15 protein-coding genes and 1 pseudogene are annotated in these 24266 nt (G+C 42.7%); 9 read left to right on the forward strand and 7 right to left on the reverse strand.

Features of this window, described 5'->3' with window-relative positions:
• Window positions 1–54: 54 nt before the first annotated feature.
• Window positions 55–2718 (reverse strand): T9SS type A sorting domain-containing protein, encoded by a 2664-nt coding sequence (locus IPJ86_04825; GenBank protein ID MBK7886637.1) that lies wholly within the window; start codon window positions 2716–2718, stop codon window positions 55–57.
• A gap of 255 nt (window positions 2719–2973) precedes the next feature.
• Between IPJ86_04825 and IPJ86_04830 the strand changes: the two genes are divergently transcribed.
• On the forward strand, window positions 2974–4350 hold the full coding sequence (locus IPJ86_04830; GenBank protein MBK7886638.1) for an MFS transporter: 1377 nt from the start codon (window positions 2974–2976) through the stop codon (window positions 4348–4350).
• Between the two features lie 204 nt (window positions 4351–4554).
• Complete coding sequence (locus IPJ86_04835) at window positions 4555–5175, forward strand: class I SAM-dependent methyltransferase (GenBank protein ID MBK7886639.1); 621 nt, start codon at window positions 4555–4557, stop codon at window positions 5173–5175.
• Window positions 5176–5208: 33 nt separating this feature from the next.
• Here the strand turns inward: IPJ86_04835 and IPJ86_04840 are convergent, their stop codons facing one another.
• From IPJ86_04840 to IPJ86_04850, 3 genes are all read right to left on the reverse strand, one after another.
• On the reverse strand, window positions 5209–6258 hold the full coding sequence (locus IPJ86_04840) for a PA0069 family radical SAM protein (protein MBK7886640.1): 1050 nt from the start codon (window positions 6256–6258) through the stop codon (window positions 5209–5211).
• A 145-nt stretch (window positions 6259–6403) separates the two neighbouring features.
• Window positions 6404–7567 (reverse strand): ATP-binding protein, encoded by a 1164-nt coding sequence (locus tag IPJ86_04845; protein ID MBK7886641.1) that lies wholly within the window; start codon window positions 7565–7567, stop codon window positions 6404–6406.
• A 210-nt stretch (window positions 7568–7777) separates the two neighbouring features.
• Window positions 7778–7921, reverse strand: a complete 144-nt coding sequence (locus IPJ86_04850) for a hypothetical protein (GenBank protein MBK7886642.1) — start codon at window positions 7919–7921, stop codon at window positions 7778–7780.
• Between the two features lie 595 nt (window positions 7922–8516).
• On the opposite strand from IPJ86_04850, the gene IPJ86_04855 reads away from it, so the two are divergent.
• The 6 genes from IPJ86_04855 to IPJ86_04880 all read left to right on the forward strand — a co-directional run bounded on the left by IPJ86_04855 (window position 8517) and on the right by IPJ86_04880 (window position 16861).
• Window positions 8517–11882 carry a DNA polymerase III subunit alpha gene (locus IPJ86_04855; GenBank protein ID MBK7886643.1) on the forward strand — a complete coding sequence of 1122 codons (3366 nt, stop codon included), beginning with the start codon at window positions 8517–8519 and terminating at the stop codon, window positions 11880–11882.
• A 132-nt stretch (window positions 11883–12014) separates the two neighbouring features.
• Window positions 12015–12233, forward strand: coding sequence for a hypothetical protein (locus IPJ86_04860; GenBank protein MBK7886644.1), 219 nt, complete (start codon window positions 12015–12017; stop codon window positions 12231–12233).
• 90 nt (window positions 12234–12323) lie between these two features.
• Window positions 12324–12533, forward strand: a complete 210-nt coding sequence (locus IPJ86_04865; protein MBK7886645.1) for a hypothetical protein — start codon at window positions 12324–12326, stop codon at window positions 12531–12533.
• Window positions 12526–12975 carry a hypothetical protein gene (locus IPJ86_04870; GenBank protein ID MBK7886646.1) on the forward strand — a complete coding sequence of 150 codons (450 nt, stop codon included), beginning with the start codon at window positions 12526–12528 and terminating at the stop codon, window positions 12973–12975. Before IPJ86_04865 ends, IPJ86_04870 begins: the two co-directional genes overlap by 8 nt.
• Window positions 12976–12991: 16 nt before the next feature.
• On the forward strand, window positions 12992–13816 hold the full coding sequence (locus IPJ86_04875; GenBank protein ID MBK7886647.1) for an endonuclease/exonuclease/phosphatase family protein: 825 nt from the start codon (window positions 12992–12994) through the stop codon (window positions 13814–13816).
• Between the two features lie 309 nt (window positions 13817–14125).
• Window positions 14126–16861 (forward strand): insulinase family protein, encoded by a 2736-nt coding sequence (locus tag IPJ86_04880; GenBank protein ID MBK7886648.1) that lies wholly within the window; start codon window positions 14126–14128, stop codon window positions 16859–16861.
• Window positions 16862–17081: 220 nt separating this feature from the next.
• Here the strand turns inward: IPJ86_04880 and IPJ86_04885 are convergent.
• Window positions 17082–17731, reverse strand: a pseudogene (locus tag IPJ86_04885) (response regulator transcription factor).
• A gap of 54 nt (window positions 17732–17785) precedes the next feature.
• Complete coding sequence (locus IPJ86_04890; protein MBK7886649.1) at window positions 17786–20932, reverse strand: hypothetical protein; 3147 nt, start codon at window positions 20930–20932, stop codon at window positions 17786–17788.
• A 241-nt stretch (window positions 20933–21173) separates the two neighbouring features.
• On the opposite strand from IPJ86_04890, the gene IPJ86_04895 reads away from it, so the two are divergent.
• Complete coding sequence (locus IPJ86_04895) at window positions 21174–22760, forward strand: tail fiber domain-containing protein (GenBank protein ID MBK7886650.1); 1587 nt, start codon at window positions 21174–21176, stop codon at window positions 22758–22760.
• Window positions 22761–22905: 145 nt separating this feature from the next.
• Here IPJ86_04895 and IPJ86_04900 read toward each other — a convergent pair whose 3' ends face one another.
• Window positions 22906–23706: an SOS response-associated peptidase gene (locus tag IPJ86_04900; GenBank protein ID MBK7886651.1), complete on the reverse strand. Its 801-nt coding sequence runs from the start codon at window positions 23704–23706 to the stop codon at window positions 22906–22908.
• Window positions 23707–24266: the final 560 nt, after the last annotated feature.

A 24266-nucleotide genomic window follows, 5' to 3' on the forward strand; every position in this document is an offset into this window, starting at 1 on the left:
CCACCAATAAGGTTAAACTACACTATCAGAGGCAAATTCCTGCTAAAAATGAGATTATAACCTCACAAAACGGGAGGAATACCGGTTGTTACCGGAAATAAATTGAATGGTATACATTCCGGGATCAACAGCCTGTAAACTCATCCGATACATTTCATTCACCTGATTCACTTTCTCCTGCCAAATTAAACGTCCCTGAAGATCATAAACCATCACTATTCCCGGCTGAACACTTTCAGGTAAGCTTATGTTTAAAACATTCGTTGCAGGGTTCGGATAGACATTTAACTTTCCGTTCGCTACCACTTCCTCTACAGAAGTTGTTTGTACAATTGCTGTAATGGCATAATTAGTTATTACAGGACTATTATAATCAAAATAAATTAAGGCTTTGTTTCTGATTGAATCGCCCGGCACCAGATTGGTAAGTGGGCGAATGGAGTACTGAACAAATCCCATCGACTGCTCATTGTTGGTGCCGCTGTCGGGCAGAAGGATACCGGGAAAATCAAATTTTAACATCCGTGAATTTTTTGTATATTCTATGTTAACAGGATGGGAAGATGCTTCCAGTTCAAATGTTGCATCCAATAATTTTATAGGGAGATTATTAATAATATTTACAATGGTAGCCGGAGCATTACCTGTGTTTTGAAAACGAATGGTGTACCTGAGGGTTGGGTTCGAGGGCAATGTACTGTATTCGATGGTGCGTTTATCCACTAAAATATCATTGGGATCCATACTTCCTCTGACAATCGATTCCCAGGTGGCATTATTATCACTCGGGGCAAAATCGGTGGCAATGGGTAAAGCCTGTGCATATGAATTTAAAATATCTCCCACCTGAATTATAGTATCCAGTTTAATGGTAACGCTAATAATTTTATTTTGCCCGGGATTTACAATGCCAATATCCCACAATACAGAATCTGAAGTCTGTAAAATTGGTGTAGCTGTTGAAGAGATATAAGAGGTATTTGGATAAAGTTTGAAATAGATTTGCGCCGGAACAGGAACCGTGCCTTTATTTTCACAACTTATCATATAGCTGGCATTAAATCCCGGACGAACCAACGCCGGTGGAGCAAGTGTAATCTTAAGATCCTGAATGAACACATAGGGGTGGAGAATAAAATTGTTCAGGGAATCTATTTGTTTAAATCCTGTAAAGGTGGCTGTATTCAAAGCAGGATTTACGCCATAGTAAGGATTTGAATCGGGTAAAAAATTGTAAGTGTTATCTTCCACTAACATTTTATACGTCCCGTCATAACTGATAAAAGAAAAATAATTTGAGTCATTGGTTTGAATTTTTAAATTTTGAGGAATGAAATCACCGGAGTCTTGAATTGAATTTGAGTTCATATCGGTAAAAACATTACCGGTAATTTCGTTATAGTTTTCAGTAAGCGACATCAGCCATAAATCTTCAATTCCCCTTATAAAATTCCGCCTATCACAACCACTTGGCGACCACGATTCTCCTCCAATTAAAATATCTCCATTCGGTAACAACTTTATTCGATAACCAGTATCTATGCCTTTCCCCCCTATCGTTTTATCCCACAACTTTATTCCATTGTTGCTCACCTTCAAAGCCCAGTAATCAAAATCTCCCCAACTTCGCTCTGTTTTATCAAATCCAATAGTTGAATTTGATCTTCCTATTAAATATATATCTCCCGAAGTACTTAAACATATGTCAAAAATCTGATCTGAATTAGTACTACCGTAACTATTATCCCATAAATAATTTCCTAAACTATCGAACTTTAAGAGCCAAACATCATCATAACCAATTAAGCTATCTGATTTCCAAGGGGAAATTCCTCCACTTGAAGTCACGCCGACTAGAAAACTACCATCTGATGTAACTTCGAGTGCCTCTATGTCATCGTCTCCTCCAGAACTAAAGAAAGGTTGATTCCATATGAGGTTTCCAAGACTATCTAGTCTTAATAACACGGGACTCGAAATGGCGCCACTACTAATTCCTTGGTTTCCTAAAGCGATATACCCTCCGTCCGATAATTGTACAATTTTCTTGATATATACAACATCATATCCGGGTAAAAACACCACGTTTTGCCATTGCACATTTCCAGACGAATCAAGTTTCACCAACCAGCAATCATACACACCATAAAGTGGTACTGTTTTTTTAAGTCCAATTCCTGAATTAGTAGTGATCGCCATGATCACTCCATTATCCAAAGTAGTATCCATGCAAGTGAGATAATCATCATCAGCTGCTCGAATCGTATTCTGCCATATAACATTTCCGTTGGGATCAACTTTAACTATCCAGGCATCATTCATTACGGATGCCTCTGTTTTATTACCGCTGATGGGAGAATCAGAAGTTCCGCCAACAATGAATCCACCGTCTCTTGTTACCATTAAGCTAGCGGGCCTATCTATTTTGGTTCCTCCAAATCTCTTTTGCCATTGAATTTTTCGGTCTGAATTATACTTTACTATCCAGTAATTCATACTTAGTGCCCAATTAGCAGTAAAAGGTGGATCCTGCGCTTCATTCGCTACGGGGCTGAAGAGCCTACTGGTTACAGCAAACCCGCTGTCAGGAGTTAAAACCATATCGCCAAAAACAAGTTGGTGTCCGCCTCCCGCAGCCGCCTGCCAGTTGATTACTTGAGAATAACCGGAAGTGGCAGTAATGATTAACCAAAGAAGGAATGCTGAAATCTGTTTCATAGAAGAATATTGATACCTGATAAACTCAAGGTAAATGTACATTAATTTTCAATATAATATAAAATTGCCCGGACTTTTTAAGTCTGTTCTTTTAAATTATACGCCACTTGAGATCATAAACCATGATTATTCCCGGCTGAAAAATTTACTATCTTGTGCTCTGCAGAACAGTCTGTTCCTAAAATTCCGGAATGCGTTTAGAAAAAAATAAAACCATAGCAACGATCCTTCAAAGAGAAAACAACGACCATTAAAATGACTCTTATAGCGAAACTCTTTAAAACAAATTCCCCACTCTCCGAAAGTCCCCCTTTAAGATATTTTACCTTCATCGTTCTGTATTTCTCGCAGGGGATTCCGGAGGGAATTACCCTTTTTGGTATTCCCGCATGGATGGCCATGAATGGTAAAAGCGCAGGTGAAATAGCAGGTTATAGTGCAGTCGTTTTGATTCCATTCAGTCTGAAAATTTTACTGGCGCCCATGATGGAAAGATATGTTTATCTACCCATGGGAAGAAGAAGGCCCTGGCTGTTATTCGGACAATTTGGTATACTCTGCAGTTTGATAGCCATTTCATTCGTACCAAACCCTTTGGAAAATATTGCCTTACTGACAGGAACGGTAGTTTGTTTGCACATATTTATCATATTTCAGGATATTGCCACGGATAGTTTAGTTATTGATATTGTCCCCATCGAACAACAGGGAAAAGCCAATAGCCTGATGTGGGGTTCGAAAGCGATTGGATCATCTATTTCCTTAATCACGGGGAGCTGGCTGATCAACCACTATAATTTATCCATGGCTGTGTCCGTCATGTCAGTGGTGATATTTCTTATCATGATGGTACCACTTTCATTGAGAGAACGAAGCGGTGAAAAACTTCTCCCCTGGACCGCCGGAAAAACATCTCCTGACGCTGCATTCATGACCGTTGATAGCTGGAATAAATTGTTTAAATCATTCAAGCAAGTGGTTTTGCTTCCTAATAGTGTATTAGTGCTTCTTTCCGTTTTCAGTATAATGGCCGCCATTCATTACATGAGAACACTCTTGCCCATTTTTACTATACAGGAACTAGGTTGGAACAACCAGTTCTATTCCAATGTCTATTCCATCTCCAACCTCACCGGCGGAATCTGCGGAATGCTGATTGGCGGACTCCTTATTCAACGCATTGGGGTAGTTCGTATGATTCAATATGGTCTTATTATCATATCATTACTTGTGATAACCATGGCCTTTTCATCTTCGCTTTGGAAAAATATTAATTTCGTTTGTGCATACATTGGTGTTTTTTGTACGCTGATTACATTAATCAATATTGGTATTCTGGCTTTGGCTATGCATTTGTGTTGGAGACGAATTTCTGCCATGCAATTTACATTCAGCATGACTATTTTCAACCTGGGATTGTCATCGGGAGCGGGTTTGCTGGCGGCTATTCGTTCGTTTTTCGAATGGCAAACGATTTTTCTGTTTTTTCCATTGATAATGCTACTGGCCCTGCTCATTCTGAGATTTATCAAAACCGGCAAACACCTGGAGCAGGTGGAAAAACTGGAAGGTGCTTATGTAGACATTCTGGAGAAAGAGACCAGTCTGCTTGTAAAATCTGAAACAAACTAAAGAATGAATCCATCCGCCTGCTTGTTATTAAAACTTATGCTATTTGAGTTTAAGTCAGGGCAGGTTTAATTATAGTATACTATTCACATGATGATTATTCCCCTGTTCAACTTATTTAAAAAAACCGGAAGGAGAAACCTGAAATAAATATCTTTACCCTACAATAGCATAACTCTTACTTCACTTTGATTTCAAATACCCCCAATGACAGATCCGACGCATTCCACCTGGAACAAAGTTGCCGGCCTCTACGCTGAAAAATTCATGGATCTGACCATCTACAACGAAAGTTATGATGTTTTCAGTTCCCTGATCAGGCAACCGGCTGCGAGCATTCTCGATATCGGCTGTGGTCCCGGCAACTGTTCCCGTTACCTCCACCGGAAAAATCCGGGCTGGACATTTCACGGAGTCGATGTAGCGCCTAACATGATTCGTTTATATCAGGAAAATATTCCGGAAGCCCATGTAACAGTTATGGATATACGAAATATCCATGAATTACAATCCGGCTACGATGGAATTATAGGTGGTTTTTGTATTCCTTATCTCAATGCTGCTGAAAGTGTCTCACTTTTTTCTTCCGTCAAACAACTGTTAAACCCCGGCGGTGTATTTTATCTCAGCTTTGTTGAGGGTGATCCGAACAACTCCGGACTCCGCACTGCCAGCACCGGCGACCAGACCTATTTTTATTACCATTCTCTTTCTGCCATTACAGCAGCATTACAGAGTGCAGGGTTTACTCTTTTTCAAACCTCCACCGTGCTGTATCCTCAAACACCTGAAACTTTTGAATCACATACTATTCTTATATGTCACTGATGAAACTGAACTTCTAAAATTCAGGTTCCTTCATCAAAACAAACTCATCTGCCCGCCTCTTTGAAATTTCGTAAAATCATAGTCCGGCATTTTATTTTCTCCGTAATATTTATTTCTGAAAAGTTTAAAAAGCTGATTGACGGATTGAGCGATATTTCCTTCTCCGCGCATCCGTATTCCCGGTCTTGAATCACTGACTGATCCGCCGTGTGCATGCCGGATATGGTTCCATACTTTCTTCGCGGCATCGGGTCGGTTTTTTTGCAGCCAGTCGGAGAAGATGTCTTTCACGTCGCCATTGAGTCGCACCATGGTATAGCCCGCTGTTATTGCGCCATGATCCGCGGCTGCTTTGAGGAGATCCGGAATTTCGTCGCTGTTGAGTCCGGGGATAATGGGAGCTGTCATAACGCCTACGGGTATACCCTTATCGGTCAAGTTACGAATGGTCTTCAGCCGGTTTTCTGAAGAAGAGGTGCGCGGCTCCATCGTGCGACGTAATTCTTCATCAAGCGTCGTGATAGAGATAAACACATGCACCAATTGCATTGAAGCCAGTTCGGCGAGTAAATCGATATCGCGGAGGATGAGCGCGTTTTTGGTGATGATGCCTACCGGATGACGGTACTTCAGAAAAACTTCGAGGAGTCCCCGGGTAATTTTATACTGACGTTCCAGGGGCTGATAACAATCGGTATTGCCGCTCATACTCATCGTGGCAGGCTGGTAATTTTTCTTATTGATAAACTCCTCGAGGAGCTTCGGCGCGTTGGGCTTCACGATAATCTTTCTTTCGAAATCAAGTCCGGCACTCATCCCCCAAAACGTATGCGCATTGCGGGCATAACAGTAGGCACAGCCGTGTTCGCAACCCTGGTAGGGATTGAGTGAATAGAGAAAAGGTAAATCCGTACTCTCCACCTTATTCACGATCTGCTTCGGGTGATCTACAAACACTTCTGTCCCCGGATCCGGATCGGGCAGTTCATCAATTCCTTCGAAATGCTCCAGCACCCGTTCCTGCTTCAAAAAGCGATTGGGTGTATTGATCTGTGAACCCCGACCTTTGATGTATTCTTCCATTGATTGTATGACCGTCAAACGGCGAAGGGTAATATAGGGAGAAGTAATTTGGTTTGAAGTATGCAATGAAAAATATTTCTCTTCATTCACTATTTCTGCTTACACCCATAATTACACTATTCTAAATAGTATCGAAAAAACGTATTCAAAATAAATCTCCCAACACATACTCCCTCCAATTCATGAGTTGTATTCCATTGCTTCTTTGCTGGTTTTCTTTACCGCCATACAACACAAAACCGTGAGCCATTTTACTCTGTTTTATCCAATAGTGAAGATTTCGGAAATACTCTCCGCTCACTGTGCGTCCGGATTTTATTTCTACGGGTAACAGTTCGCTACTTTTTTCGATAATGACATCTACTTCGTGACCTGTTTTATCTCTCCAGTAAAACAAGGGCAAGGATGAACCATTGTTGAGATATGACTTCCGCAATTCTGCCACTACCATATTCTCAAAAACAGCTCCCCGCAGCGGATGCGATTCAATATGATTTTTTTCGGTAATGCGCAACAGTGAGCAAACGATTGATGTATCGCAGAAATAAAGTTTAGGACGCTTCACCAACATCTTGTTGAAATTCCGGTGATGCGGCTTCAATAGAAATATAATATAACTACTTTCCAACAGGCTGATCCAGGATTGCACCGTTTTAACATCAACACCTGTCTCGATGGCAAGTGCACTCATATTCAACTCTTGCGAACATCGACCGGCTAGTAAGGAAAGAAAGCGCTCAAACACATGCAAATCGATTATGTTTTTAATCTGCCTTACATCCTTTTCAACATAAGTACTGATATAATTTCGGCTCCAATCAACGGCCGGTATGTCCTGATCGTAAACAGGAGGATAAAATCCTTTCAGCATTAAATCATCGTCATCAGCAGGTAACAATGACGACTTTTGTAATTCAGAAATACTGAATGCAGGAAGTTGAAAATAAGCGACCCTTCCTGCAAGGCTTTGTGAAATGGAAGCTTGCAACAACAAGTTATTGGATCCTGTTAAAATAAATTGTCCTTTTGATTTACTGTTATCAAGTAGTTCTTGTAAATAAGAAAACAATTCCGGAGTGCGTTGAACTTCATCCAACACTGCCCCATTCTTCCATTGATTCAAAAATCCCCGCGGATCTTCAATAGCAAATCGACGACTATCCGGATTTTCCAATGATATGTACGGTTTATCGGGAAAAAGTTCCTTCACCAGCGTCGTTTTCCCGGATTGACGAGCCCCCGTTATCGCTATCGATTTAAAACCGGAAGCTAATCGTAATACCTCTGCATATGCCTGACGAACAACCATATAACAAATATATGGAAAAATATGGAATTGAATTCCATATTTTTCCAATAAAATTGTATATTATTGATATATAGTGTCTTTAAAGTGCTATACATGGGATTTCGAGGAATCAAAGCAAAAATTAAATTGCATTTTGAAAACCCAATTTCACAACCCATCCTTCTCTGGTACTTCGCTTTCTCGTCTACTGCTTCACAAATTTCTCTCGCGCTATTCCATTGCTATTTTGAAGTTTGAGGATATAGATACCGGATCAATATCAGGCATTACATCGTCATTGATCACCACACAATCACTCCCCAACTTTTTTCCTTTTCTCTCCCAATCATTTAGCGACCACCGGGCAATTTTCAATTGGTAGATTTTGTTTTATGCCTATATTGCAATCATGGTTATTGATCGTATTACAATCTTTAAAGAGGAACGTCTCGTCATTGCTCACTTCGTCTGCGACGAATTGAATCTGACGAGACTGGGAGGAGGAACTTGAAACTTTGAACCTTAAACATTGAACCTTAAACTTTAAACCTTAAACATTAAACCGCTATGGACACACTAGATCTTATTTTAAACGGCCTGCGTTACGCGCCACTCTGCCTGATGGGCATGGGAGTTATGATGCTTCTTTGGATACAAGTAAAAGAGCTAAAGAAGTTTTGATCTTGCTTGCGGTTGGAGAGTAGTTTATCTCCGGATTCAGGCTTCCAGCTACCAGCTTCCAGCTACCGGCTGATGAAAGGCTTCCAGCTACCAGCTACCGGCTACCGGCTGATTTTTCTGCAGGTAATAATTCTTACCTAGAACCAAATACTAGTAGTAGCGGGCAACAAGCAGCCAGCAGCAAGAAGCCTATTGCTGGAAGCCGGAAGCTGGCAGCTGGCAGCCGGTAGCTGGTAGCCGGAAGCAAAAAAATGAGAAATAAATTAATCAATAAGGTGCGGGGGGTACTATGTTTCTCAATTGCCATAGCTGGTTCAGCTTTCATTACGGTACGCTCTCGGTTGAGAAGTTACTGGAAGAGGCACAGCGTTTAGGTATCCGCAAAATCGTTCTTACCGATATCAATAACACTTCCGGCGTACTCGATTTCATCCGCCTGGCTCCGAAGTATGGGGTGGAGCCGGCGGTGGGTATCGAATTTCGTCAAGGCGATACCGTTAGATTTATAGGTATTGCAAAAAATAATGAGGGCTTCGAGGAGCTGAACCGTTTTCTCAGTGAATGTCTCCGAAAGGGAGCCGCTGAAGGAGAGAGTTCCGGCAACCGCGATGCCATCATCCCCGAAAAAATTCCATGTTTCAGGAATGTTGTGGTTATCCTTCCTGTCACGCTATCCGCCCCCGTATCTTCTTCTCAGGAAGAAGCTTTATCGCAGGGGGCGGCAACCGGCGAAAGGCTACCGGCTTCCAGCTTCCGGCTACCGGCTGATTCGAGGCTACCGGCTCTGAGCTACCGGCTTCCGGCTATTTTTTCTGCAGGTAATTATTCTTGCGTACAACCAAATAGTAGTAGCAAGCACCCAGTAGCGAGCAGCCTATTGCCGGAAACTGGAAGCCAGAAACTGGAAGCCGGTAGCCGGAAGCCGGTAGCTGGAAGCCGGAAGCTGGAAGCCAGTAGCGAGCAGCAAGAAGCCAAAGGCCAAAAGCGGGAAGCCGGAAGCCGGAAGCCGGAAGCAAATAACATTTTTTACGGAATAAAACCTTCCGATGTATCGCGACTCCCTTTCTCAAACTACAAACAGCTCCTCCACCGTTGCGTTGTCCTCTGGCCGGTAACCGTTCGTCATAAAACCGATTTCAATGTGCACCGCCTCCTCTGCGCGATCGGTCACAATACCCTGCTGAGTAAGGTCCCGCCGGAAGTCAACTGTCGTCCCGATGAGATCATGGTAACGGAAGCGGAGGTGCGTACCCGTTATCTTGCCTTCCCGCAGATTGTGCGCAACACCGAGCAACTGCTCCACGAATGTCATATCGCCTTCGACTTCCACGAGCCGAAAAACAAACGTTCGTTTAGCGGAAGTCGTCAGGTAGACACCGTACTGCTGGAACGGGAAACCTGGAAAGGCGTGCATTACCGCTATGGAGAACAGGTGTCTTCGGCTATCCGTGACCGTGTGGAGAAGGAATTGCGTATGATCAACGAACTCGGCTTCGCGGCTTACTTCCTCGTGAACTGGGATATCGTTCGTTATGCGCAACGCAGAGGCTACTTCTACGTGGGTCGCGGTAGTGGCGCCAACAGCATCGTGGCCTATTGCCTCCGCATCACCGACGTGGATCCCATCGACCTGGATCTTTATTTCGAACGTTTCATCAATCCCTACCGTCAAAATCCTCCCGACTTCGACCTCGACTTCAGCTGGAAGGACCGCGACGACCTCACCGCCTACATCTTCCGGCGCCATGGAGAAGAACATACCGCCCTCCTCGCCACCTATAGCACCTATCAGAGCAATGCCGTCATCCGCGAACTCGGAAAAGTATTCGGGCTGCCGAAAGAAGAGATCGATGCACTGCAGGCGACGAAGAACGGTGAAAGTGTCGGCGAAGGTATGGCGAAACTGATCCGCCAGTACAGCGCCCTGCTCCACGACTTCCCTCATCACCTCAGCATCCACGCGGGAGGAGTCATCATCAGCGAAAAACCCATCACTTGCTATACGGCCCTCAATCATCCGCCCAAGGGATTTCCTGTCACGCAGTTCAGCATGCTGGAATCGGAAGATGTGGGACTGTACAAGTACGATATTCTCAGTCAGCGCGGGCTCGGTCATATCCGCGACGCCGTAGATATCGTGAAAAAAAATCGCGGCATCGACATCGACATCCATCAGATCAAGGCCTTCAAGAAAGATGAGAAAATAAAAGCACTCATCCGCAACGGAAGATGCATGGGTTGTTTCTATGTAGAGAGTCCCGCCATGCGCATGCTACTGAAGAAACTGCAGGTCGATACCTATATACAACTGGTGGCGGCGAGTTCCATCATACGTCCGGGAGTAGCGAGAAGCGGCATGATGCGCGAATACATTCTCCGCACCCACGACCCTGCCCGAAGAACGTATATACACCCCGTTATGAAGGAGCTGATGGAAGAAACCTACGGCATCATGGTGTATCAGGAAGATGTGATCAAGGTAGCACACCACTTCGCCGGACTCGATCTCAGCGAAGCCGATGTATTGCGCAGAGGGATGAGTGGTAAGTTCAGAAGTCGGGAAGAGTTTCAGAAGATCCGCGATAAGTTCTTCGACAGTTGTAAAGAAAAAGGATATCCCGACACCATTACTGCTGAAGTGTGGAGGCAGATCGAAAGTTTCGCGGGGTATTCGTTCTCGAAAGGACACTCGGCGAGTTATGCGGTGGAGAGTTATCAGAGCCTGTACCTCAAAGCGCATTACCCGCTCGAGTTCATGGTGGGCGTCATCAATAACTTCGGCGGATTCTACTCCACCGAGTTCTACGTACACGAAGCGCGGATGCAGGGCGCCACCGTCCACGCACCGCATATCAACGAGAGTTTATATTTGACGGATATACAAGGCCGTGATATCTACCTCGGCTTTATCCATCTGCAAAACTTACAACAGCAAACCGCGATCGCACTCCTCGAAGAACGCGACCGTAACGGCCCCTTCACCGGCCTCGCCGACTTCATGCACAGAGTGCCCATTGAAATAGAGCAGCTGCGGATACTGGTGCGCATCGGGGCATTTAGGTTTACCGGACGCAGCAAGAAAGAACTGTTATGGGATCTCCTCCTGCACATCGGCGACGGACGAAAAACGGAAGTGTACCAAAGCCTCTTTAATGAGCCCTCCTTCGGCCAGTCTTCAGAGGGCGAGGCTGAATGGAAGTTACCACCACTCACGCACCATCATTTAGAAGATGCGTTGGATGAAATAGAGTTGCTGGGATTTGAATTGTCCTCTCCATACAAACGACTCCGAGAAAATAATACTTCCCCGAGTTTAAACGCTGCGACCGCTGCGAATCCGCTGCGACCGCCGCGTTTAAAGGAAATTTTTGTTGCCAACGAACTATATGCTTCTATCGGACAGGAAATCTCCATCATCGGTTACCTCGTCACCACCAAACCTACACGCACCATCAAGGGGGAGTACATGGCTTTTGGCACCTGGCTCGATGTGGAGGGGTATTTCTTCGACAGCACTCATTTTCCGAGGGTGATAAAGGAATTTCCATTCAGAGGGAAAGGCATTTACCGTATCACGGGAAGAGTGGACAGTGAATTTGATTTTTGCAGTATCACGGTGAGTGCTATGGAGAAATTGCCGACGGCGGGAATTTAAAGGGGTTACGAATTACGAATCTATCCCGCGGAGCGGGAATACGAATGTACGAATTACGAATGGGCGAATCCGCGAAGGGACGAATGTAAGAAGGGGACGAATGTACGAATCCGTGAAGGGGCATCGAAGGTAATGGAATCACAAGCATTCGGTTTGCCTGGTACAGCCCCTGCGTCCGATAGCTATCGGACCGCGGCGACTCCTCCGCTCCCGAAAGCATTCGGGACTCCGCGCCTGCCTGCCGGAGCCTCGGCGCAGGCAGGGTTAAAGGAAATTTCTACTGCTAACGAACTATATATTTCTGTCGGAATAGAAATTACCGACGGCATTGAGGGATTGCTCTTGTTATGAAGAGAGGAGTCCATCGGGTGATAAGCATTGGAGCGCAATGAAAAAAAGATTCTACTTCCTTGAGTAAATAAATTTTATAAATTTGTAGCAATGGAAGAAAAGAAATACCGGCTTGACAAATCTGCTTTTCGGATTCAAACCTTTGAGGAAGCATCCAACAATAAGGAATACTGGCTGAGTAAAAGTCCATCTGAAAGATGGCATGCGGTCTGGTATCTGATTTGCAGCGCGTATGATCTTGATCCTGAAAACCCGCCAAGATTGGATCGAAGTGTATTTTCGATGAGAAGAAATGGGTAATATCCTTAACGAAGATTTTGTTGATTTGATAATCACCTTCAACCGTAATAAAGTTGATTACATTCTCGTGGGCGGATATGCAGTAATTTACCATGGATATAACCGTACTACAGGTGACCTGGACATTTGGGTGAATCCAACCAGTCAAAATTACCTGAAGATGATGCAAGCTTTTCGGGAATTTGGACTAAGCCCTTTCAATATGACAGAATCCTTGTTCTTAAACGCGAAGGAGAACAATGTTTTTACCTTCGGCAGACCTCCAGTATGTGTAGATATACTGACACAGGTAAAGGGTCTTGATTTTAATGAAACATTTGCAAATGCTTCGATCGTTCCTTTTGATGGATTAGAAGTAATGATGATTGATATCAGGGATTTAAAAAGTGCTAAGCGGGCAGCAGGCAGACCAAAGGATCTTGATGATCTGGAGAATTTATAAACTAGTTTTGTTCAGCATGAAAACATCCCTCCTGTTGTTACTCCTCTTCCTCCCATTTATTCTTTCGGCACAATCATCCTTAATGTCCTTCAATCTCCGCTACAACAACCCCGGTGATAAGGAAAACAGCTGGGAGAACCGGAAAGTGGAAGTGGCGGATATACTTAACCGTTATCGTCCCGGTATTCTCGGCATTCAGGAAGGGTTACACGAGCAGGTGGTCTACCTCGACTCGGCATTGGAGCAGTATGACTATACCGGCGTTGGGAGAGAAGATGGTAAAACGAAGGGAGAGTATTCGGCAATTTTCTACCATACCGCTACCTATAAATTGCTATCCTCAAAAACCTACTGGCTATCAGAAACGCCGGAGAAGGTATCTGTCGGTTGGGATGCCGCGCTGGAACGGATCGTCACTTCCGCGATCTTCATTCATCGAAAGACAAATGACACCTTGTATGTTTTCAATTGTCATCTGGATCATATGGGTAAAGTGGCGAGAGAGAAATCCGCTGAATTGATGCTCCGTTTAATCACCGGGATGAATATTGCAGATAAAAAACTTGTTGTGATGGGAGACTTCAACGCTGAACCCCATGAAGCACCGATACTGCTTTTCGATAAACAAATGGAATGTTTGTATAAAAAAGAAGGAGTGGTTTCGAAGGGTCCTGCAGGGACTTTCAATTCGTTCAACACAGAACAGGCAGTCACCAAGCGCATTGATTACATCTTCACAAAAAACTTGACCGTTAGCGAATACCATCATATCGATCAACGGAGATCCAATCAACTTTGGTTATCGGATCATTTGCCGGTACTGGTGAAAACAAATGATTAATCTCCCTTGCGGGAGACAGGTTTGAAAATGGGTTGATTTGAAGATTTGAAGATGAATTAATATGTCGCGAGCTAGAGCTCTTGATCGCGAAGCCATAAGCGGAGGTTATTCCTATTTTGCCAGACGGTTTGATACAAAGTGAGATAATAATTACTGTGAAGGGTAATCAGCGGAAATCTTAAAAAATCAGCGTAATCTGCGTTCTATCAAGAGTATTGTTTCGGAGGATAATTTTTAAACAATCGGGTGAAAAGCACGGGTGTATTTGAAAAAATAGTAGCTTCGCAGTATAACCTAAAGTTCACTGAAATGAAAAGAACCATTTATCTTCAAAAAACTGTTTTGTGGCTATTTGTCCTCGTAACAATGTCGGCGTACGGACAAACCGCCAAGCAAACTGTGCCTCCTGCACCGAAGAAAATCACTTCACTCGAAGGCATCACTGAGTATGAATTGGGAAACAGCATGAAAGTCCTGCTCTTCCCGGATCAATCGAAGTCAACGATGACAGTAAATATAACCTATCTCGTAGGCTCACGTCACGAAGGATATGGTGAGAGCGGCATGGCGCATTTGCTCGAACACATGGTGTTTAAGGGGACTCCCAAGCATCCCAATATCCCGCAGGAGCTAACCAGTCACGGTTGTCGTCCGAATGGAACGACCTGGTATGACCGTACCAATTACTTCGAGACTTTTACGGCATCGGATGAAAATCTGAAATGGGCATTGGATCTCGAGAGCGATCGTATGATCAACTCTTATATCGCAAAGAAAGATCTGGAGTCAGAATTTTCTGTAGTACGCAATGAATTTGAATCCGGGGAAAATGATCCGGGTGGTGTGCTGATGGAACGGATTATGTCGACGGCTTTTCTCTGGCATAACTATGGAAAATCGACCATCGGTTCCCGGGAAGATATTGAACGCGTTCCTATCGAGAACCTGCAGGCTTTCTATAAAAAATACTATCAGCCGGACAATGCCGTGTTGACCATCACCGGAAAATTTGATGAAGCGAAAACGCTGGCGCTGGTGAACCAATACTTCGGCGGAATTCCAAAACCATCTCGCGTATTGCAGCCTACTTACACCGTTGAACCTACTCAGGACGGCGAGCGATCTGTTGTTTTACGCAGAGTGGGAGATGTGCAGGTGGCAGCGTGTTGCTATCATATCCCTGCTGGCGCTCATCCCGACTATCCCGCAATAGCAGTGCTGGCAGAAGCATTGACAAGTGAGCCCGGTGGAAGACTATACAAAGAGTTGGTAGAATCAAAAAAGGCGAGCAGTGTATATGGCTTCAGTTTCGGATTGAAAGATCCCGGCATCCTGTATTTCACTGCTGAAATATTGAAAGAGAAATCCATTGAAGATGCAAATAAAACCATGTTGAGCCTCCTCGACAATGTTAAAACAACTCCTATTACCGAAGAAGAAGTGACGAGAGCGAAAAACAAACTCAATAAATTCCTTGAGCTCAGCTATAACAATGCCGACCGGGTAGGTTTGACGTTGTCAGAATATATTGCAAAAGGCGACTGGAGATTATGGTTCCTCTATCGTGATCAGTTACAAAAAGTCACTGCAGCAGATGTAAACCGGGTAGCAGCTACCTATCTCTTAAGTAGCAATCGTACGACCGGACTGTTCCTTCCTGAAGAAAATCCGATGCGTGTCACTATTCCTGAAGCGAAGGATCCTAAAGAACTGTTGAAAGATTACAAAGGCAAGGAAGCGCTTGCACAGGCAGAGGCTTTTGATCCGAGTCCGGCGAATATTTTATCAAGATCCAAAACAGGAACGATACCCGGAGGAGCTAAGTATTGCCTTCTTCCAAAAACAACACGCGGCGGAAGTGTGAACATCAACATGGCCCTGCATATTGGAAGTGCAGCCACTTTGCAAAACAAAGGATCCATTCCTTCCATGACAGCTTCTATGTTGAACAGAGGAACGAAAAAGTACACCTATCAGCAGATGAATGATGCGATAGATAATCTTAAGGCTACCATCAATATTTCGGGCAGCGGACAAGACGTTTCCATCAGCGTACAAACGATCAAGGAAAGTGTTCCCGGTGTGATGCTCTTGCTGGAGGAGATGCTGAGAAGGCCGACATTCCCGGCTGCTGAACTCGATAAAATGATTGAAGAAGAGCTGGCGGGTATCGAAGCGCAGAAGAGCGAACCACAAGCCATCGCCTTCAAAGTATTTGACCGTATCACCAATCCCTACCCTGCTACTGACTTCCGCTATACGATGACACCCGAAGAAGAAACGGCTGCGGTAAAAGCGTTGAAGATTGCCGAGATACAACAATTCTACTCGGACTACTACAATGGCACCAATGCTACCATTGCCATCGTAGGCGACTTCAATGAAGCAGAAGCGGTGAGTGGTATCACCTCCATTTTTTCCAACTGGACATCCAAAATTCCATTTGAAAAAGCAAAAGATGAATTCTTCGATGTGACTTCTAAAACCGAAAAGATAAAAACGCCCGATAAGAAAAACGCCATGATGGTATGCGGCATGAACTTAAAATTGGGAGATAATGATCCCGATTTCGCGGCATTGGTGATGGGGAACTATTTACTGGGTGGAGGATTTTTAAATTCACGTCTCGCGGTACGTATTCGCCAGAAAGAAGGTTTGAGTTATGGAGTCGGTTCCTATTTACAGGCGGGACAGACGGACAAAGTTGGTGCTTTCGGATCGTACGCTATTTTCAATCCTACCAATCTGGAGAAATTAAAAATAGCTTATCAGGATGAAATTAACTTACTGCTGAAAAACGGTATTAACGATACTGAACTCAAGGATGCCATCAACGGATATCTTCAGAGCAGGAATGTTAGCCGCTCTCAGGACCGCGAGCTGGTGGGAAGATTGTCCAACTACCTCTACTATGACCGCACACTGGCCTGGGATGCAGACCTCGAAAAGAAAATTGCAGCCTTAACCGTAAACGATATCAACGCTGCGGTTAGAAAATGGATTGACCCATCGAAGATCACCTACGTAGAGGCGGGAGATTTTTAAGGAACTAAAGAATTAAATAAAAAGGGGGACGCGATAAGGTGTTCCCCTTTTTTTGTGCCCAATAGAATTGACGAGTTAATGTCAGAGGAAAAAAAGCAAGAAAGGAATTTGAGTACGAATAAAACGAAATAAGCAATGTTCAGGTAAGAGAGAAAGGAATAGGAAGAGGATGATAGTAGATAATTTCCAATGTTGCCCTGACTATTTAAATCACCAAATTTCAATCCGCTTTTTGACCGATGTTGTATTCAATCGCTTTTGCGACTGCTTCAGTTCCTGAATGGACCTTAAGTTTTTCGTAAATATGTCGAATATGAGTACTGATTGTTGGCAAGGAAACATGACATTTTTCTGCTATCATTTTATAGCTCATTCCTTTTACTAAAAACTCCAGTATCTCCAATTCTCTTTCTGTCAGCTTAAACTCATCAATACTCTTTGAGGATTTATTCTTATTAAAAAGGCGAAGCACTTGTCTCGCCACTGTTGGAGTCATAGGCGCTCCGCCTTCCATCACATCTACAATTCCTTTCAGGAGTTCATGGGGAGGAGTCTTTTTAAGATATAACCATCTGCGCCTGCACAAATACATGAAAATATCTTATCATCTTCTTCAAAAACGGTTTGCATGATTATTTTCAAATTCGGGTATTTATCACGCAGTAAAGTAAGACCCTGTAATCCGTTTACATAAGGCATATCGATATCCATCAGTACTACATTGGGCTGAAGACCTTCAATCCGTTAGAGTACATCACGACAATCCGGGAAGCAACCAATACACTCCATGGTTCCTGCAAGATTAATCATCATCTGAAGGCCCTCTCGACTGGTGTCATTGTCATCGAAAATAACCACTTTGATTTTCATACGACAAATATCTTAATATTCTTTTATGCGGCGTATCATCAATTCTGATGATTTTTACATTTTCAAGGTTACAATCGTTTCTGTTCCCAACCCCGGGCCAGAATTCATAGAAACGGTAGCTTTCAGATCTGTCACCCGTTTTCTGATATTCATTAACCCATTTCCTCCCATTCCGTGCGACTCCGCTTTATTCATCAAAAAGCCCTTGCCATCGTCTTTTACTCTTAATTCAAGTAGGTTTTTACTCAGGGAAATGGTGATCCACAAATTAGAGCAGCCGGAATGTTTTGCCGAATTGTTTACAATTTCCTTAAAAAGAAAATAAATGTTTTTCCGCTGCTCCATGTTTAAATTAAGCGATATTACTTCAGGGTATGTTTCAAAATGCACCTGACATCCTTTGGCATCCATGATCTGATAGGCGAATGCATTCATACGATTAATGAGGTTGTCAAACTGATCATTCCGCGTATTTACAGCCCATACAATATCGCTCATGGACTCCATCATATTATTTGTACTCGTATTAATTTTTGTCAACACCGGATTCAACGGGTGGTCCGGAGTAATCATCATTTTAGCTGATTCACCAAAAAGTGAGATACTGCTCAAGGTTGAACCAATTTCATCGTGCAGGTCGCGTGCAATGCTATTGCGTAATTTCTGTACTTTTAGAATCTGCCTTAAACGAAATCGGTACAGTGCATAAAACGCAGCTATAAAAATAATTACTGCGCCGGTACGAAACCACCAGGTTCCCCACCACGGCGGAGTAATAATTATTTTTATTGAAGTTCCTGCTTCATTCCAAACACCCTCACTGTTGGTTCCTTTCACATGGAAAGTATAAGTGCCCGGCTCAAGATTAGTGTAAGTAGCTGAATTTTTTTCGCCGTTATCTATCCATTCCTGATCAAATCCATCCAATTTATATTCATACTGCTTTTTTGGGGCCGGGGAAAAATCGAGTGCTGCAAATTCCAGTGTAAACATATTCTTTTCATACGGCAAGTGAATGGAACGGGCATATCCAATGGGTGCATCAATAATAGTACTATCGATGGTATGGCTTACCGGTTTATTGAAAACGGATAGTGATGTAAGGACAATTGCAGGAGCGGGATTTGTTTTCAAAATTTCTCCGGGGTCGAAAACAGTAAAACCGGCGACACCACCAAATAAGAGGTGCCCGGATCGCAATTTTAATTTTTCATACCGGTTAAACTCATCTCCCGGCAATCCATCCTCTTCAGAAAAATTCCTAAACTTCCCGGATGAGGAATTAAAACAGCTCAAGCCTTTATTGGTACTCAGCCAAAGATTTCCTGCTTTATCATTCAAAATACAATACACTACGTTATTAGGAAGACCATCCTTTTCCGTGTAACGCATACATTTACCGGTGGCAAATTCAAACCGGTTCAATCCATTTCCATTCGTTCCAATCCAAAGATATTTATCCGGTTCTTTAGCATCAGGGCCAACGGAGAAAATCAGGTCACCACTTAACGAAGTTGAATCTGCAGGGACGTTTTTCCATTGACGCCACCGGTTCTTCTTTTCATTAAAACTGAAAAGGCCACTCAACGTTCCAAACCAAAAAACACCATCCTTATCCTGCCACCAATCCGAAATAAAAGGGTAATCATTCTTCTCAGATTGGACAGGGAAAAAATATTCTTTGATTGGTTTGGAGTTCACCTTATCATATTGAACAATACTTCGAAGATTATCATGATGATTAAGCAGCCAGAGTCGATTATCATAATCAATGAATAATTTCTTGAATTTAACCCTGTGCGCCATAGAAATTTGATTCGCCTGAAGAAGTCGTTTTGATACATTATAACTTACAAGGTATTCTGACATTATGCTATCTGAACAAACGACCCAAAGTATATCGTCTTGATCACGATGCATTCCCAAAATCATATTTTCATAAATAACCTTCCTAGTTCCATTGGGTATTTCTATTTCCAAAGGTACATAATCAATAATGCTACCTGTTAGTGCGTGAACACGTTTTAAAAAACGGTGATCATCAAATAAAATAAGTTCTTCTTTCTTACCTTCTGCATAAAACCAGGAATTGGGACTTTTGTTAAGCCACCGTTCCTTCCTGGAATTATATGTATAAATTCCATGTCCGCTGGTACCTAACCAAAGTGTACCGCTTCTGTCTAAAAAACTACAATAAAGGGTATTGAAGGATGAAATATTACTGAGAACAGGTCTGATTTGTTTCGTCTCCAGATCAATACAAAAATCACCACTATCGGTGTAGAAAAACATGCGATTATTACCGTCAGAAACACCGGGGTTCCAATTCACTTTTCTACTACTAATAACGGAAGAGTAAAATTGTTGATGACTAAGTATATCCACCAGATTTAGTTTTTTGTCCAGCACCATGAGTTTATTCTTTCCCGGAAATTCGCATACACCATACTCTACATTTCCCGAAGCACCAATTTCTGTTGTAGAAAAGGAAGTATACTCCGGTTTATTGAATGGATTTTTATATGAACAAATATGAATTGAATCGGGAAAAAATACCCACAAAGAACCATCCTGCAACCAACGCGCTTTACCTCCTGCTCCTGTAATCAATCTACGTGAGGAAACAGGTTGTTGAGTATTATAATTATATATTAACCTTATATTTTTAAGATTTGAAGTAGAATAGTCGCCAGGAATAAATTTACTGATATCGTATGCATAGGCATTTATACCGGTAGAAACAAGAAGCAAACCATCGATGATACTCATCGTTTGGATAGATTCATTTTGCCGCTGGAGTAATAGAGAAGCCGGGACAGAATAAAACTTTTCACTCTTCTTATCAAAAAGGCAAATCCCTTTAAAACTCAATCCAATCCAGAAATTACCGTGATCGTCCTCCAACATCTTCGTTACATAATTATCGGGTAATGAAAATGAATCTCCGGGAATATTACGGTACACGGTAAAGCGATAGCCATCGTATTTATTTAAACCGTCTTTGGACGCAAACCACATATATCCTTCCTTGTCCTGAATAATGCATTGCACCATTCCCTGAGAAAGTCCGTCCTTAATAGAAAGATGATTAAAATGCATTCGAAGGGTATCCGAACCCGGCTGCGAAAAAAGAAGACCGGAAGATCCGGTTAAAAAGGCAGCAACAGCTATCAGAAATACAAAGTGCTTCAGGGTCGGCATAAATCGTTTTTCAAACATACAACAATTCCGGAATTATACAATAAAAACATATTCATATGTCAAAATAATCTTATTCCAACCATCCTTATCATCAGAATGGATGATATTTTAACGGTTTTACATTCATTTTGGGTTTAAATATCATCTATTCTAAGTATTGCTACTATCTCACTGAGCGCTCATCTTTGCTCCGGATAATTAAAATACGTATTTGATTCCATTTAACCTAAAAAAAAATAACATGAAAACAATCAACATGAAAGCAAGTTTTATTATGTGCGTAGTTACCGCCGCTTCGATGATGCAAGCGCAGGCACAATGGTCCTTAACGGGTAATGCAGGGACTACTCCCGGCACTAACTTTATTGGTACTACTGATTCAAAGACTCTTCAGATCAGAACGAGCAATAAAACGAGAATGACTGTAACGAGTAGCGGATCTGTGGGTATAGGTACAGCCAGCCCTGTTGCCAATGTGCCACTCACCATTCAAGGTAAATTATTCGGTGGTACTGGTCCCGGTGTAGTTGAGCAAGTATTTAAGAATAGTACCGGAGTAGCCAAATATCAATTCGCATTAGAAGGATCCGGTGCAAATGCGGGATTTGCTATAGGTGAAGTAAATTTATCCAGTTTCAGATTTTTCATTCAAGATGGCACAGGTAATGTAGGAATTGGAACACCTACTCCAGTCAGCGCATTAGATGTTAAAAACGATGCAAATCCGGCCATTACCGTAGGTACTACAACCCTAGGTGGCGGAGCACTTTTTCTAGGAAATGGGAATCATGGAATACAAAGGGACGTAAATCAATTAAAGATATTTACTTTAGGAAATCCCAGTGACATTATCTTCTCAAATGGAGGTGCTGCTTCACCAACTGAAAGGATGAGAATTAACACTTCCGGTAATGTAGGAATTGGAACAAATAATCCCGGTCAAAAATTAGCTGTTACTTCTGCATTCATAGGTGGCTGGGGTGCAAGTATTGCCAATACTGCAAACAGTCAAACTAATCCTAGCCATGGATTAGTTATAACTGCTTGTACTGACAATGGCATATTTCCCGGACAAAATCTTTTCGTTGGTTTAACCCGACCAGATGGTACTATTATTGGAGCCATAAATCAGCAATCTGCCTCTTCCGTTGGATATGCTACAACCTCTGATACAAGGCTGAAATCAAATATTTCGGAAACGAATTTTGGCATTGCAGATATTATGAAGATTCAGGTTAGAGATTATGATTACAATGATGACAAAATGGGTAATCGTCAAACCGGCTTTTTAGCACAGCAATTATATACTGTGTTTCCAAACGCTGTTGCAAAAGGCGGTGATGATGCAAAAACACAACCCTGGATGGTTGACTATGGCCGAATGACTCCGCTAGTAATCAAAGGCATGCAGGATCAGCAAAATTCAATCAATGCGCTACAGGAGTTATTAGCAAGTAAAGTTGAAGAACTTGCAGAGATTAAAATTCAATTAAAGGATATGCAAGACTGTCTTCAGGCACTTTGCAACTCTCCCTCCAATGCAAAAGCAGGCATCTCTGAAGTAAGTGTTTCTTCGCTTCAGCAAAATCAACCTAATCCTTTTAGCCAATCAACAGTTATCAGCTTTAATTTATCTAATAAAGATAGCCGCGGAATGATCCTTATCCGTGACCTGAACGGAAATCTAATGAAATCCATCAATGTAAATGGTTCAGGCAGAGGACAAGTGACTGTTAATGCCAATGAACTTTCTCAAGGAACATATACCTACACCCTTGTTATTGAAGGTAAGAGCATCGACACCAAACTGATGGTGATTACAAAATAAGTTCAAGTTGATTTTTTATCTACAGGGCTGTCTGAATCAGGCAGTCCTGTATTTTTTTTCCTCTCAGTCAGAAAACTCAAAAATGAATCCGACGAGATTAAAATTACTTCTAAATTATATGGATGAAATACTACAAAATTCTTTTTCAGGACTCCTTTCGCTCATCCCTCTTCGTATAACCCATCCCCTGCAATTTTAATTCACGCACCACTCTTAAATCTGTTTCCGTCTCTACCGGTTCACCGATCGGTTCCAGCAGCTGAAGATCGTTTGCCCGGGGACTCTTGATACGATTGGAGATGGGATAGGCGTTCATCTCATCGCTGTCATAAGGTTCGAGGAGAGAAGTAACAGTGGCGAGGTGATCGGCCTCCAGCCATTTCCGCTCATCACTTTCATGAAGGATGACCGGCGACCGATGATGCTGAATTTTTTGCAATACGCGGTTAGGCGTGGTCGTTATAATAGCAAACGAATGAATGATTTCTCCCGTCTCCTGATTCACCCATTGGTCCCAGATGCCCGCCATTGCAAAGGGACGTCGTTTCAGGTACACGAGATAGGGTTTGTCGAGTTTTTCTTTTCTAGGTCCTTCGATAAAATAATCTGCAATCACGAGACAGCGTTGTGAGCGGATGGGTTTTCTGAAAGAGGGTTTGCTGATGATTCCCTTTGCACCGCGATACTCCGGATCATCATCACTGTTATGATCCCCCTCAGAGCGGGCATTGATCAGGTACATCGGCTTCTTCGCCCAGAAAGGAGTAAGTCCAAACCGAAAAAACTGAATTTCGTTGGGTTTATCATTGGTAATGACGGGAGCGAGGGCGCCGGGCACTACATTGTAATTGGGAAGGGTGATGTGAACGGAAAACTGCTGCGTAACGGCGTTGAAGCGCTGTTCGTAGGCTTGGAGTTTGTCGATTAATACATATCTTCCACACATGATATTACTTGTAGGTGAAATTAAACTTTATCGGGGGGTTACGAAATACGAAAATTTACGAATGTACGAAATACTAATTTTACGAATCCGCATATTTTACGAATGTACGAATGTACGAATGTACGAATATACGAATATACGAATGTACGAATATACGAATGTACGAATGTATGAATGTATGAATGTACGAATGTACGAATCTGCAAATTATACGACTGTATGAATCTACGAATAGTATGGATATGGGATTAAGGGGAAATTGCGAATGTTGAAAAAACGAAGATGGATGATGGGTAAAATAGAGTGTATTGAGGAAAAGCAGATTGATTTTGGCGTGTCTCTTTTGAGTGAGTGTTTTTGTTGAATAAAAAATCCCGGAAGTGGTGGCTCCCGGGATTTTGGTGGAAAATGGTTTTGTTTATTTTAGAATATAGACTTCGGTGATTGACGTGGTGATCCTATTTTAGCTGATCCCCATCCGAAGCGGGCATTAGCCGGTTTTTCGATACCGATTGTCTTACGGGACATTTGGTTTTCTTGATTTCAACAGCCTTACGGGG

It is taken from the genome of Bacteroidota bacterium, assembly GCA_016713925.1.
Classification (GTDB): Bacteria; Bacteroidota; Bacteroidia; order AKYH767-A; family OLB10; genus JAJTFW01.

Excerpts from the sequence above, each read along its gene's own strand:
- IPJ86_04825 (MBK7886637.1), bottom strand. The coding sequence starts at position 2,718 with ATGAAACAGATTTCAGCATTCCTTCTTTGGTTAATCATTACTGCCACT.
- IPJ86_04830 (MBK7886638.1), top strand. The coding sequence starts at position 2,974 with ATGACTCTTATAGCGAAACTCTTTAAAACAAATTCCCCACTCTCCGAA.
- IPJ86_04835 (MBK7886639.1), top strand. The coding sequence starts at position 4,555 with ATGACAGATCCGACGCATTCCACCTGGAACAAAGTTGCCGGCCTCTAC.
- IPJ86_04840 (MBK7886640.1), bottom strand. The coding sequence starts at position 6,258 with ATGGAAGAATACATCAAAGGTCGGGGTTCACAGATCAATACACCCAAT.
- IPJ86_04845 (MBK7886641.1), bottom strand. The coding sequence starts at position 7,567 with ATGGTTGTTCGTCAGGCATATGCAGAGGTATTACGATTAGCTTCCGGT.
- IPJ86_04855 (MBK7886643.1), top strand. The coding sequence starts at position 8,517 with ATGTTTCTCAATTGCCATAGCTGGTTCAGCTTTCATTACGGTACGCTC.
- IPJ86_04860 (MBK7886644.1), top strand. The coding sequence starts at position 12,015 with ATGGAATCACAAGCATTCGGTTTGCCTGGTACAGCCCCTGCGTCCGAT.
- IPJ86_04865 (MBK7886645.1), top strand. The coding sequence starts at position 12,324 with ATGGAAGAAAAGAAATACCGGCTTGACAAATCTGCTTTTCGGATTCAA.
- IPJ86_04870 (MBK7886646.1), top strand. The coding sequence starts at position 12,526 with ATGGGTAATATCCTTAACGAAGATTTTGTTGATTTGATAATCACCTTC.
- IPJ86_04875 (MBK7886647.1), top strand. The coding sequence starts at position 12,992 with ATGAAAACATCCCTCCTGTTGTTACTCCTCTTCCTCCCATTTATTCTT.
- IPJ86_04880 (MBK7886648.1), top strand. The coding sequence starts at position 14,126 with ATGAAAAGAACCATTTATCTTCAAAAAACTGTTTTGTGGCTATTTGTC.
- IPJ86_04890 (MBK7886649.1), bottom strand. The coding sequence starts at position 20,932 with ATGCCGACCCTGAAGCACTTTGTATTTCTGATAGCTGTTGCTGCCTTT.
- IPJ86_04895 (MBK7886650.1), top strand. The coding sequence starts at position 21,174 with ATGAAAACAATCAACATGAAAGCAAGTTTTATTATGTGCGTAGTTACC.
- IPJ86_04900 (MBK7886651.1), bottom strand. The coding sequence starts at position 23,706 with ATGTGTGGAAGATATGTATTAATCGACAAACTCCAAGCCTACGAACAG.